General features: G+C 35.5%; 11 protein-coding genes. 5 read left to right on the top strand and 6 right to left on the bottom strand.

The window, feature by feature from the left end; translation table 11 throughout:
* The first annotated feature begins 131 nt into the window (after window positions 1-131).
* The gene (locus Q3Y49_RS06905) at window positions 132-890 is read left to right on the top strand and encodes an SDR family NAD(P)-dependent oxidoreductase (protein ID WP_303271563.1); all 759 of its coding nucleotides are present in this window, start codon (window positions 132-134) and stop codon (window positions 888-890) included.
* A gap of 39 nt (window positions 891-929) precedes the next feature.
* Here Q3Y49_RS06905 and Q3Y49_RS06900 read toward each other — a convergent pair whose 3' ends face one another.
* The 5 genes from Q3Y49_RS06900 to Q3Y49_RS06880 form a co-directional block, all read right to left on the bottom strand.
* Window positions 930-1,685, bottom strand: a complete 756-nt coding sequence (locus Q3Y49_RS06900; protein ID WP_303271562.1) for a LytR/AlgR family response regulator transcription factor — start codon at window positions 1,683-1,685, stop codon at window positions 930-932.
* Window positions 1,682-2,341: a DUF2306 domain-containing protein gene (locus Q3Y49_RS06895; RefSeq protein ID WP_303271561.1), complete on the bottom strand. Its 660-nt coding sequence runs from the start codon at window positions 2,339-2,341 to the stop codon at window positions 1,682-1,684. The genes Q3Y49_RS06900 and Q3Y49_RS06895 overlap by 4 nt, the downstream gene beginning before the upstream one ends.
* Window positions 2,342-2,438: 97 nt before the next feature.
* Entirely contained in the window at window positions 2,439-3,440 is a 1,002-nt protein-coding gene (locus Q3Y49_RS06890) for a sensor histidine kinase (RefSeq protein WP_303271560.1), read from the bottom strand.
* Window positions 3,441-3,448: 8 nt separating this feature from the next.
* Window positions 3,449-3,583 carry a hypothetical protein gene (locus Q3Y49_RS06885; RefSeq protein ID WP_303271559.1) on the bottom strand — a complete coding sequence of 45 codons (135 nt, stop codon included), beginning with the start codon at window positions 3,581-3,583 and terminating at the stop codon, window positions 3,449-3,451.
* A 179-nt stretch (window positions 3,584-3,762) separates the two neighbouring features.
* Window positions 3,763-6,150, bottom strand: coding sequence for a TonB-dependent receptor (locus Q3Y49_RS06880; RefSeq protein WP_303271558.1), 2,388 nt, complete (start codon window positions 6,148-6,150; stop codon window positions 3,763-3,765).
* A gap of 234 nt (window positions 6,151-6,384) precedes the next feature.
* On the opposite strand from Q3Y49_RS06880, the gene Q3Y49_RS06875 reads away from it, so the two are divergent.
* The 4 genes from Q3Y49_RS06875 to Q3Y49_RS06860 are packed head-to-tail and all read left to right on the top strand — an operon-like array spanning window position 6,385 to window position 11,537.
* On the top strand, window positions 6,385-8,415 hold the full coding sequence (locus tag Q3Y49_RS06875; protein ID WP_303271557.1) for a monovalent cation:proton antiporter family protein: 2,031 nt from the start codon (window positions 6,385-6,387) through the stop codon (window positions 8,413-8,415).
* 41 nt (window positions 8,416-8,456) lie between these two features.
* Entirely contained in the window at window positions 8,457-9,665 is a 1,209-nt protein-coding gene (gene lysA / locus Q3Y49_RS06870) for a diaminopimelate decarboxylase (protein WP_303271556.1), read from the top strand.
* On the top strand, window positions 9,658-10,473 hold the full coding sequence (locus tag Q3Y49_RS06865) for a hypothetical protein (RefSeq protein WP_303271555.1): 816 nt from the start codon (window positions 9,658-9,660) through the stop codon (window positions 10,471-10,473). The genes lysA and Q3Y49_RS06865 overlap by 8 nt, the downstream gene beginning before the upstream one ends.
* Window positions 10,470-11,537: a S41 family peptidase gene (locus Q3Y49_RS06860; protein ID WP_303271554.1), complete on the top strand. Its 1,068-nt coding sequence runs from the start codon at window positions 10,470-10,472 to the stop codon at window positions 11,535-11,537. The genes Q3Y49_RS06865 and Q3Y49_RS06860 overlap by 4 nt, the downstream gene beginning before the upstream one ends.
* Before the next feature lie 476 nt (window positions 11,538-12,013).
* Here Q3Y49_RS06860 and Q3Y49_RS06855 read toward each other — a convergent pair whose 3' ends face one another.
* Window positions 12,014-13,792 carry a chloride channel protein gene (locus Q3Y49_RS06855; protein WP_303271553.1) on the bottom strand — a complete coding sequence of 593 codons (1,779 nt, stop codon included), beginning with the start codon at window positions 13,790-13,792 and terminating at the stop codon, window positions 12,014-12,016.
* Window positions 13,793-13,888 lie beyond the last annotated feature (96 nt).

The following is a 13,888-nucleotide window of genomic DNA, read 5'->3' as shown; positions in this document are numbered from 1 at the left end:
AGCTTAGCTCAATACTATAATTCGATTATCAGAATCAAATTAAGTGATATAAATCATCATATTTTATAATTAAACTCACTAACCTCTATCAAGACATAACGTTCTCATTATTAGAACTTAAACTTACAATTATGAAAAATAAAAGAATTGTTATCACAGGGGGAAGTGGCGCTATTGGAAAGGCGCTAGCAAAAGAATTATTAGCTAAAGGAGCCATGGTACTCATTACTGATCTAAAGGATACAGATTTAGAAAAAACGAAAGAGGAATTAGCTTCTGAAAAGCTTTTTATTTACAAAGCAGACGTTAGCCAAGAAAACGAGGTATTAAAATATGTACAATACGCAGTGGAAAAAATGGGAGGTATCGATATTTTCTACAATAATGCAGGAGTCGAAGGTAAAGTAGCTCCCTTGGATGAATATCCTTTAGAAGTATTTGATCAAGTACTGAACGTAAATATAAAGGGTGTTTTTTATGGATTGAGACATGTTTTTCCAGTGATGAAAAATAATAAAGAGGGTGGTAGTATTGTAATTACTTCCTCCGTTGCTGGCTTGATGGGAACCCCAAATGTTTTACCTTATGTAACCAGCAAACATGCTGTGATTGGAATGATGAAATCCGCTGCTTTGGAAGGAGCTCCTCATAAAATCCGAGTAAATACTGTAAACCCATCACCTGTTGACAACAGAATGATGCGCTCTTTGGAAGAAGGCTTTGCGCCAGGTGCAGGAGCAGAAGCCAAAAAAGGATTTGAACAAAGTATCCCATTGCAACGCTATGCAACCAATGAAGACGTAGCAAAACTAATGTTATTTTTAGGAAGTGATGAGAGTAGCTTTATCACAGGAACAGTAAATCCTGTTGATGGTGGCATGACGGCCTAATCTTGGAAAGCTATTCTTACATTACTAAGAATAGCCTCCTTATTTACCCAACCATCTTTTAAAGTCAGCACATTTTTCAGTGCTCACAATGCATTCTTTCTCACATGCAGGAACCAAATCAATTTTTATTCTACTACGGGAATAAGTGTTCATTTTCGTAATTGAATTTATGCCAATCAAAAATGTTCTATTTACGCGAAAAAATTCCATTGGATCTAGTACCGCTTCTATTTGATCCATCGTTTCATCCGTCACATATTTATGACCATCTTGATTCACTAAAAATACCATCTTATTGTCCGCATAAAAATATGCAGTATCTTCTGTTCTGATGGATTTTATTTGGCTTCCATAGGTCAGCAAAAACCTTTGCTTGTGTGCTGCTTGATTTGTTCTGAATGCAGTAATAAGTTTTTCGATATCATTGCTGCTACCATTGGCTGAAATGTTCATTAATTTATCCAAAGCGGCTCTTAAATCGCTTTGTGCAATGGGTTTCAGTAAATAATCAATACTGTTCACCTTAAATGCTTTCAGTGCATATTCATCATAAGCAGTAGTGAAAATGATTGGAGCTGTAATTTCTACTTGATCAAAAATATTAAAACTACTTCCATCGGATAAATGAATATCTAGAAAAACTAAGTCTACTTGAACTTCATTTTGAAAGAACTCAACCGCCTCTTCAATGCTTCCCATCAGTTTAATTATTTTTAAGCTAGGTTGTATTTTAGACAACATAGACTCCAGCTTCTGAGCAGCTAATTTCTCATCTTCAATTATTACAGCATTCATTTCTTCATTCTTAATTTTCTACTCCATTTTGTAATTAAAGGGGTGATCAATATTGTTGGTAACAACCAATAAACAAATGTTGGGATTTCCAACGGAATTTTAGGTCCATTCACGGCTAAAAATGCAGTTGAAGCGGCAATAAATCCGCCTGACATTCTTGAAATATGAGCTTTAAGCCAAAATTGCGAAGATTTAATTCTACCAGTATAATTTAATAAATCTACTCGCACACTTCCGAAACCAACGAAAGCGAACACTATTGGGACAATACCAAATGAATTTTGTTGATCTTTCAACAGTGTTACTCCGAGAAAAACAAAAGCAATACTCATGAAAAACATACCCCCAGAAAGCACCCAATCTAAGATTTTTGGATTCTGTGTTTTTCCTAGCAGCTTGAGGTAAATGTACCGATTACCAGTCCCAACCAAATAAATGGTAAATACACCCACCACGAATAGAAAATAGTTCGTTTTGATGCTTGCCATAGTCAATGCTATGATGGATGAAAGTATCATTCCGACCACAAACACTTTGCCTACTATTCGGTGAGTTTTACCTCCCTTCTTCATAAGCATATTGAGTAAGCCACTTATCAGACCAGTAAATCCTGCGATAATGTGAATTATTAAAAGGGTTTGATATGTATTCTCCATTCTTATAAGGATTTAGTTCTATTTAATTGCTACTGTATCTGTGGTTCTAAAAACTGCAAGGTTTCATTGCCGAAAAAGTGCTTAGCCTATTTGCCTTTCAAGGGTCTACACTTAATGTTTGAAGCTTAATCTCCGCAATGAATTGCCCATTTTCCTGATAAAATTTCGGTGCCTCACCATTTAGTAGTTTAAACCTTTGCTCGATATTATATAGCCCCGTTTTGGTTGATGTATAGTCCTCTTTTCTTTCTTGCAAATTGTTAATTACCAACAATCTTCCGTCTACTATTTCAACTTTAATTTTAAGTGGGTTTCTCTGATTGATAGTATTATGCTTGATGCAATTCTCAACCAGGTTCTGAAGAATCAATGGTGGGATAAACAAATCATTTTTTTCATCTTGAATGCTTTTTTCAAAATGTAAATGGTCATCAAAGCGAATTTTTTGTAAAAAAATATAAGAATCCACAAAATCCAGCTCCTGTCTGAGAGGCACAAAGCTTTTGTCTCTTACCTCCAAAACATAACGATAAATTTTAGAAAATTCCTGAACAAATAATTCTGCCTTTTCAGGGTTAACTGAAATCAAGGAAGACAGCGTATTTAAACTGTTGAAAAGAAAATGTGGATTGACTTGGTTCTTCAAGCTTTCATACTGTAACCGAGCTTCTACTTTTTTCAACCTTTCACTTTCTAAAAGTGCATCTTTCCAGAGCTGGAAATAGCAGATGGTTTCATAAATGATTGAAATTATGATGGTAATTCCCAAGCCTAATGCGATATTATAAAAATGATATTGTTTGCTATAAGGCACAAATCCTAAAAAATGCAACATGAGTACCAAGAAGCTAGCTATTCCGATGGTATATAGAAATGACCAGCCAACTTGAGTGAATATCCTCTTTTTGGTGTCTTTTAGCGCTGGAAATTTGATTCTTACCCAGCTCACGATATGATAATTGCCTTCCCAATAGGCAAAAGTAAAGGCTAAGGTGATAAAAAAAACAGTCAAAAAAGGGCCTTTAGGATTAGTAACTGTCAAAACAGTTGCTAACCCGAGCATCATTAAATATCGATCGTATGGCTCCTTTATTATCATTTTCAACCTTAATTAATGGCTTTATAAATTGTATTTCCTGCTTCTACACCCATTGTAAAAATGAATAAACCTAACACCAACACAATGAGAATCTTAAAAATTGTTGCTTCTAATTTGCTGAGATTATTCCATTTCTTTCTCATGATTTCTTCTAAATTTTGAAGTTTTGACAATTTGTAATTTGATTATTGTTTAAAAATCTGACTTCAGTATTACTTTATTGTATAACTTTTCCAAAGTTGATAATTGACAGATTTCCAACTATTTAAAATAATCCTTCATCTTTCACTAGGTAAAACTTTGGAAAAGTTTTGTGTCCTGTTTAAAATGTCAACCTATATTGCGGGATAGGGTATATCCCTAATTGATTGTTTTTCACTATTTGTTCTGTTTCAGGATTGTAAGTTCTTCGGAAAAGGTTTTGGGTATTAAATACATTTTGAATATCCAAGGCCCATTCATGGGTTAATTTTTTACTGTTCATCCTAAAACTTATTTTAAAATCCGTTCTGAAATAGTCCGGATTTTTTACTGAATATGCATTTTTACTATCTAATACCATTTCTTTAGCTAGTCTCGAAGCTTCCAAATCTATTGGCGTTACATATTGTCCTCCAGCATAGGTACTTTTAAGATCTATGGCCAAAACTCTGTTCTTAGAACCTAATTCAAATTCTCTTCCTAATAGACCATTCAGCACGTATTGGCTATTAAAGGCAGTATTTCGCCATTTACCGTCACTGCCCTGATATTTTGATTCAAAGATGGAAGCCGTGGCAAGGAAATAATAATTATTGCTAAAGCTTTTTTCCATTGTCAATTCGAAACCATAATTTGTGCCGATACCTGTATTAACCAAGCTATCGACATTCGGAACGCCAAAATCAGCTCCTGCATTGAGCATTGAGAAAGAGCTACTTCTCCTTTCCACTGCAACATCGTATAAGTGTTGGTAGTATACCTCTGTGCTTAACTTGAAATCTCTCGTAAATAGATGATTAAACCCAGCTACAAAATGATGTGATTTTGTAAAATCCAGATTTTCATTCGTTCTGATTTTTCCATTTCCAGCTTGTTGAGTTTCTAAGAAATAGATGGGCATTACTTGAAGCTGACTATGCAATCCATAACCAAACTTCAAGCTGTTTTGCTTATTAAGCTGATAGTTTACCCCTAGTCGTGGTTCTATTTGTTGTGAGCCATTGAAGGCGAAATACTGGTAATGTAAGCCAGCCGTAGCATCCAGTTTTTCAGTTATCCTATATTGCCATTGAAAGAAGCCCTGCGCCAAGCCTGAAACTCCTTGTTCATCTCGTAAATTTCTAAAATCATCAGTTGAAGCTCTATAAATACTGTCCTGCAAGTTGAATGAATAAACATCATAATTAAAACCAGTGACATAATTATGCTTGGCATTGACTTTCTGATGAAAATGGTATTGCGCCCGATATTTAGTCAATCCATAATTGCTCCTGTAGAATGGCTGAGGAATTCGGTTTTCAGTGCTTAAGGAATCTACTATATTACCGGTAAAGGTATAGTCCGCTGAAAGAGTGAAAATGCCATAAGTGTCATTATTGTAATATTGAGTATTGGAAAGCCCTATCACCCCCATTTTGGCTGAATTATAGATGTTTTGAGAGATATCAGAATACAAATCTGTTTCGGTGGTGTCTGTTTCTGTCCCTACTAAATCTATATTGCTTTTGCCACCAATGGCGAATAGGCTGAACTTTCCTAGCTTTTTAGTAGGCACGTCTATTTTAGCTGAAAAATCTTGATAATAAGGCACTGCATTTCCCGTGCCAGGAGATAATCCAACTTCATCCATCAACGCTAAAGTTGAGTACCTGTAGTTCAGTAAATAAGAAGCACCCCCTTCCGTGCCTATTGGACCTTCAGTACCTAGTTCAAACCCATTGAAGCCCACTTGAAAAATATGCTCCCTTTTAAAAGAATTCCCTTTCCTCATTTTCAAATCAAACACCCCTGCAGTAGCATTTCCATATTCGGATGGAAAGACACTAGTCATAAAATCACTCTTGGCCAAAAGGTTATTATTTAAAATACTTACGGGGCCACCGGTGGTGCCTAATGCTCCAAAATGGTTGGGATTAGGGATATCAACTCCTTCTAATCTCCATAAAACACCACTGGGAGAGTTTCCCCTGATGACAATATCATTTCTTGAATCATTGGCTCCACTAACTCCTGCAAAGTTTTGAGCCATTCTAGCAGGGTCATTTCTAGCCCCAGCATATCTGTTTGTTTCTTCCATATCAAATCCTCGGGCGCTGACCAATGCCAGATCGTTAGAAGCATTTTGTGGGTTCTGGTTGGCTTTAACAGTCACTTCCGATAATTCTTCAATATTCTCTTGTAATTCAATATTCAAGACTAATTCTTTGCCTGTATTAACTTGTAATTGATTAATTGCAATGGTTTCATATCCAATATAGGAAACCTCCAAGCTGACTCTACCAATTTCCACATCTTCTAATAAAAATTGTCCGTTTACATCAGCTGTCGCTCCTTTCAATGGGTCGCTGTTCACAATCTTGACGCTGGCCCCCGGTAAAGGTGATTGGGTCACTTTGTCTACGATTATACCTCTAACATTTTGCGTATACGTGACTTCCCTTTCTTTTTCTTGGGAAATTCCGATGGATACTGCCATCGATAGTAGAATTGTTATTACAAACTTTCTCATGGCTTGCATAATTTCTGTTGATTTATGAAGGCAAATAAAGGGTCAATCCGGTTTTCAAAATAATAAAACCTACCCAACGCGAAAAAATTAAGGATGAACTAGTAAAAATAGCAATTGAATTTTCATGTCATTACCCAGTCAATCAGGTAAATTAAAAGATTTCCCAATTGAGTTGACTAATCACCTAAAAAGTTTAGTATATATGTTTATTTTTGAAGCTTAATAAAATACCTAATGATTTTAGCCGCAAGCGTAGATATCCCGATCTTAAGTGACATTGTCATCATTTTAGGACTTTCAATTTTTGTAATTCTGCTTTTTAGAAAATTGAAGGTCCCACCTATTATCGGTTTCTTGATAACCGGTATAATTGCTGGCCCGTACGGTTTTCAGTTAATAGAGGCAACTGAAGGGGTAAAAGTCTTTGCCGAAATTGGAGTAATCCTTTTACTTTTCATCATTGGTATTGAATTCTCTATAAAGAGTTTAATTTCCATTAAAAGGGCTGTTTTCATCGGGGGTACGGTGCAAGTAGTCGGGACTATTTTACTAGTTATGCTGATTGCATTAAATACTAATTTTGATTTAAGTGCAGCTATTTTCCTAGGCTTTTTGTTTTCCTTAAGTAGTACTGCCATTGTATTGAAAATCATACAGGACAAAGGAGAAACCACTACGCCTCACGGAAAAACTATCCTAGCCATTCTGATCTTTCAAGACATCATAGTTGTACCCATGATGCTATTTACACCGCTATTGGCAGGAGAATCTCAAAATATATGGATGGAAATACTGATGATGGTACTAAAAGCTGCTCTACTAATTGCCTTTGTTCTCGTTAGTGCACGTTACATTGTCCCGTGGTTATTCTACCAAATTGCAAAAACGAGAAGTAAAGAGCTTTTCATTCTGGTGATTGTCTTAATATGTTTTTCAATAGCTTGGTTAAGTGCAGCACTAGGTCTTTCACTTGCTTTGGGTGCATTCTTGGCGGGATTGATTGTTTCTGAATCTGAATATAGCCACCAAGCAGCAAGCAATATTTTACCATTCCATGAGTTGTTTACTTCATTTTTCTTTGTCTCAATTGGGATGCTTTTGGATATTTTCTTCGTGGCAGACCACTTCATTATTATTGTGGGATTAATGGTAGCTACTGTTATTGGAAAATCATTAATTGCCACCTTAGCAGGAGCATTTCTAGGATACCCGGGCAGGACTTCCTATCGGATAGGTTTTTCAATATTTCAAGTAGGTGAATTTGCTTTTATTCTATCAACAGTTGGTATCACTTATGCCGTGATTTCAGACCTTACCTACCAATACTTTCTATCTGTATCATTGTTTACGATGGGCATTACTCCATTTATGATGAGTATTTCCCCGAAGCTCGCTGATAAATTGGCTTCTAGTAAGCTCGCTTCGAAAATAGGGAATAAAACACAGAGAATGTTTTTTTCCTTTCCTGACACTCCCGAGGAAATCAATGAAATACCAGAAGAACAACTGGATAAGCATATTGTGATTATAGGCTTTGGACTTAATGGACAAAATGTAGCTAAGGCCGCTAAAAGTGCGGGCATTCCATATGTTATATGTGAAATGAATCCCGATACCATCAAAAAATATAAAGCGCTGGGTGAACCTATCCATTATGGTGATGCAATTCAACCAGAGGTACTAAAAGGTTTGGGAGTATACAAAGCCAAAGTAGTGGTAATCGCTATTTCCGACCCGCTAGCTACTAAGCGGATTGTCACCCAAATACGGTCCATTAGTAATACTATCCATATTATTGTGAGAACCAGATTTATAACTGAAACAGAAGAAAATCTGCGATTAGGAGCAGATGAAGTCATTCCGGAAGAATTCGAAACTTCTGTGGAGATTTTTACAAGAGTATTAAATCAATACTTTATTCCGCAGAAGAAAATCAAAGAATTTGTGAGAAATGTACGGGCAGACAATTATGAAATGCTTAGAGGAGTTCTAAAAAGGTCACCGATGCAAAAATTAACTGAAGAATTTCCTAATTTAACAACAGCTTGCTATGAAATTGAAAAAGATCATAGTGAAATTACAGACAAACCGATTGCGGAAACTAACATTCGTCATAAATTTGGTGTTACAGTGATAGGTTTGAAAAGAGATGGGAACTTAACCACCCAAATTGGACCTGAAACTACTCCAAGAAAAGGAGATACAATTTTTGTATTTGGTAAACCCGAAGATTTGGAACAATTTTACGAAAAAATCAGCATTTGATAAGAATTAGTGAAAATCAACAATTTAATTAAGAATACTCAGTGGAGAATACAGTTTTAACATCACTCGCCAAAAAATACGGCACACCATTATATGTTTATGATGCAGATAAAATAGCGTCTCAAATTAAAAGATTAAACGATGCCTTTGCTGGTATTAATTTGAAATTGAAATATGCCACTAAGGCTTTGAGCAACGTTTCTGTTTTGAAGTGGATGAAAAAACATGGAACAGGACTTGATGTTGTTTCCATTCAAGAAGCTTATCTGGGTTTGAAAGCAGGGTTTGAGCCTAAGGATATACTTTATACGCCAAACTGTGTTTCCATTGATGAAATAGTAGAAGCAGTTGATCTCGGTTTGATGATCAACATCGATAATATCGCGATATTAGAGCAATTTGGTCATCGTTACCACAACAGTGTGCCTGTTTGTATCAGATTAAACCCACACATCATGGCTGGTGGAAATTCAAAAATCTCTACTGGACATATTGATTCTAAGTTCGGCATCTCTATTCTACAAATGCGCCATTTGCTAAGAGTAATTGAGAATTATAATATCAATGTTATAGGTTTACATATTCATACTGGATCCGATATTCTTGATTCAGAGGTGTTTTTAAGAGGTACTGACTTAATTTTTGAGGCTGCAGAAGACTTCCCTAATATTGACTTTATCGATTTTGGAAGTGGTTTTAAAGTAGCATATAAAGATGGGGATATCACCACTGATATAGAAGAACTAGGAAAAGAAGTAAGTAAGAGATTTAAAGAGTTTTGCAAAAAAAGAGGAAAGGATTTAGAACTATGGTTTGAACCTGGGAAATTCTTAGTTTCAGAAGCAGGATACTTTCTATCAAAAGTAAATGTAATCAAAACAACTCCAGCAACAGTTTTTGTAGGCTTGGACACTGGCATGAACCATTTATTGCGACCAATGATGTACGATGCTTATCACCAAATTGAAAATATTTCTAATCCATCCGATACGCAGAGAGTGTACACGGTAGTGGGTTATATTTGTGAAACTGATACATTTGGAACCGACAGAAGGCTTTCAGAAGTAAAGCAAGGAGACATTATTGCCATCAAAAATGCAGGGGCATATGGATTTTCAATGGCTTCCAACTATAATTCACGCTATCGACCTGCCGAAGTAATGGTATATGATGGTAAGGATCAGTTGATCAGAAAAAGAGAATCTTTGGATGACTTATTAAGAAACCAAGTAATAGTTGACTTTGAATAAGCTATATATTGTAGGATTTTTTCTAACGGTTTTTGCACTTGGCTTTCCTAGTTTGGGACAAGGACAAAAAGCCATTGGTTTTAAAAAGCAAACTCACTTCATAACAGGAATTGGGGGGAGTTATGTAAATGTAATTGATGAAGGTATTTCACCCTTACTTTACAAGGGTATTGGGGGTGCAGTTATTCTCGGTCATTTTCACGAAAAAGAAAGAATCATCAATACATCCAGAGCAAAATTTGATTTCAATAATCCCTCAAGTAGCATCAGTAATGCAGAAATGTACACATTCAGGCTTGAAGGCCATTTTCAGCAATATTGGAAACCACCTAATCTTGAAAACAAAAAACTAAAAATCAGACCAGGAATTGATCTGTCTGCTAAATGGGCCTTAAGGCAACATCTAAGCTTTACGAACAATAGTCAGCATATTGAAACCAGATTTTCAGCGGCTCCTGCTGTAATGATAGCAAGACCATTCAATCTTTGGAGCAGAACTTTAGAATTAGGATTATTCACTAGCACGCCATTGATTACATATGCCACTCGTCCACTATTTGCCTCAACTCGCTTTCCAGCTTCCGTCAATAAGGAGGAAGTTGAGTTTTTTGACTATGTGAAAGGTGGTGAAATCATCAGCTTGGGTAGTTACTTTAAATGGTCGGCTCAATATTATTTATATTACCCGCTAAAAAATGGAAATGGATTAAGACTAGATTATTTTTGGAGCTACGAAAGCTACAATTCACAAAATCGGATTAGAACAGGCGAACATTCTATACTAATCAGCACTTTCTTTAAGATATGAAACAAAGTCTCTTCGCCATATTGCTCGTAATCTCAGCTAGTCTTTATTCTTGTGAAAGGCTCTTTATGGAAGAAGATCCTGAACCAGAAAATGCAAAAGTATTTGACCACTTATGGCAAACCGTTGATGAAAAATACTCCTTTTTTTCCGATAAAAATATTGACTGGGATTCAGCAAAGGATGTATTTAGACCAAAAGCAATAAATGCCAGGAACAGTATTGAACTCTTTAATATTTTGGCTGATATGCTGTTTATTTTGGAAGATGGTCATGTAAATATTTCTGCAGGAATTGATGTTTCACGCAACTGGGATTGGTATTTAGAATATCCGACCAATTTCAATTTTGATGTTATTGAAAGAAACTACCTAGTGCCTAGTAAAGATTATCAGATTTCAGGACCAATTCACAATACTATTATTGATTCGGTAGGATATATGTACTATGAAAGTTTTTCCAGCAATGTTAGTACCTCACTGATGGATTATTTAGTACTCAAATTCCTAATCAACGAAAGAGAAGGCAGTTTCCAAATCAACAGTTTAGAGGGGCCTGTAGCAGGTCTAATCATTGATATCAGAAATAATGGTGGTGGTAGTATTAGTAATGCATTTACTATTGCTAATAGATTTGCAAATGAGCGCATTAAAATTGCAGATTGGTTTTATAAAAATGGGCCTGGACATGACGATTTCACCAAGGCGGAAGAAAAATTTTTAGAATTTGATGGAGATGAAGACTATAAATTCAATAAACCCATTGTGGTATTGATCAATAGAAGTAGTTATAGTTCTGCAAATTTTTTCGCTAGTATGATGAGCTTTTTACCCAATGTAACCTTGATGGGAGATCGAACTGGCGGAGGCGGAGGACTCCCCATCAATAATGAACTTCCGAATGGCTGGAGATACAGGTTTTCTTCAACTAAAACAATTGATGCAAATGGAAACAACATTGAATTTGGTGTTCAGCCAGACATTGCCATTGCGTTGGATTCCACTGATTTCAATAATGGTACAGATAGGTTAATTGAAGAAGCCATCGATTATATCAAAAATCAGTAAATTGTACTTTTCCAATATTCGCCCTGACTACTGAATTTGACTTTACTACTTAAATCAAACTAAACTTCCACACATTCGAATTTAAATTTAGTTAACTTAAAGTAAACATTTAATTCATACAGTAAAAAATGAGGTAATATTAACTTAAGTATTTCTGATCAGTTAGTTTTTGTTTAATGTAAATTAGAAATGTTATAACAATATTAATTTATATTAAACCTTACATTAAGAGCCTAAAATTCATCTAATTTTTAACAAAAATAAGATTCAAATTATCTTTTGTTTTTTTATCCACAAATTAGACAAGTTATCCACATTTATCCACATTAAATCTATAACTGCCTGGCTTTATGGTCATTACAATAAAATTAATAATCTGGAAATTGTGGACAAGCACCAGAAAGTCAACAACTTACCGAAATAAACAGGGTTCAACAACTATCCTATTAATAGATGTAATATTTTATTTTCGCAAACTATTCTATCTGTTGTCTAATCAACTTTTTACGGTAGGCATTGAAAATTCTAGATTTAGAAACGAATCCTTCATACTGGCCATCTTCCAGTACAGGTAAGTTCCAAGCACCTGTTTTTTCAAACTTCATCATTACAGAACGCATACTTTCCTTTCCGGTAACAAAGGTAGGTGGGCTGTGCATTAGGGTATTAACAATAATATTTTTTCGAGATTCCTCATCAAACATAATCTCACGAATATCATCCAAAGTAACAATCCCCATTAATTCCCGATCCTTATTAACCACAGGAAAAATATTTCTTTTAGAGAACCTTACTAAATCTACCAATTCTCCCAGGGTGGCATCTGGGTCTATAGTTAAGAGATCTGTTTCAATGACTTTTTTCAAATCTATCAAACTTAAAACCTGTCTATCCTTATCATGATAAATCAAATCTCCCTTTTCTACTAATGGTTTGGTGTACATCGAATATTTTTCAAAATACGAGATTGTACTGTATGAGATTGCGGAAACAATCATTAACGGAACAAATAAGGTATAACCACTAGTAATTTCTGCAATCAGGAAAATAGCTGTTAGTGGGGCATGCAAAACTCCACTCATTACTCCACTCATTCCAACTAGAGTAAAATTGCTCAAACTGATTGGGTCTGTAATTCCTAGTTTATTAATCAAATAAGCAAATAAAAATCCAGTTACCCCCCCTAAGAACAAAGAAGGGGCAAATATCCCTCCACTTCCACCTGAACCAATGGTCAGAGCTGTGGCTACAGGCTTTACTAATATAATTCCTGCCGCAAATAAAACCAATAGAAAGAATGATTCCACCTCATCAAAAAATAAGCTATTGTTCAGAATGCTTTGAGCATTACCATCCAATAGCTTAGTTATAGTATCATACCCCTCACCATATAAGGGTGGAAGTATAAAAATCAAAAAACCTAAAGCAACACCACCCAAAATCGCCCTATTTAAATCACCTTTTACATTCTTAATCAAGCCTTCCACTTTACCAACAACTTTTGTAAAATAGAGGGCTACCATCCCCGTAAAAATCCCTAAAAAAATATAAAAGGGGGTGTCAGCCGCAATAAATTCATCAGTCAGATTGAATGAGAATAAAACATCATCACCTAATAAAGTTAAAGAAACCAAGGCTCCACAAACGGAAGCAATTAAAAGCGGGATGAATGAACTAATTGTCACCTCTGCCAAAATTACTTCAATGCTAAAGATGACACCGGCAATAGGCGAATTAAATATAGCTGATATTGCACCCGCGGAGCCACAGCCAATCAAAAGTGTTCGCTGCTTATAATTCAAATGAACTAATCTACCAATATTAGACCCAATAGCAGATCCTGTCACTACAATAGGTGCCTCTAAGCCCACAGATCCCCCAAATCCTACAGTCAAAGTACTTGTCAGCATTCTTGAAAATGTTTTGGTCCGCTTTACAATACTTGACTTCTTGGAAATCGAATAAAGAATATCAGTTATTCCATGCCCTAGCTTTTCTTTAAGAATATACTTTGATAAAAGGAGCGTCAAAACAATCCCCACAAGCGGGTAACTTAAGTACAAATAATTTCCAAATTCCTGTTGAAAATCCCGGGTCAAGAAATTTTGAAGAATATGCACACTTTCCTTAAGTGTTACAGCTGCTAATCCAGCTATAATCCCAATCACACCACTTGTAATGATTACAAAGTTGGTGGTGCTGACATGCTTTACGCGCCAAATGAGAAACTTAAGCAAAAGGCCTTTAAAATTCATGCGTGCAAAGGTAAATAAATATCAAGCTATACAAGATTGAAATATATGTTATTTCCTACATTTTGGGCATATTTTAAAATACTTAACGATTTTGAC

The sequence above is a fragment of the Marivirga harenae genome (assembly GCF_030534335.1).
Taxonomy (GTDB): Bacteria; Bacteroidota; Bacteroidia; order Cytophagales; family Cyclobacteriaceae; genus Marivirga; species Marivirga harenae.
Note: the sequence above shows the minus strand (reverse complement) of the source record. Positions and strands in the feature narration are given on the sequence as shown.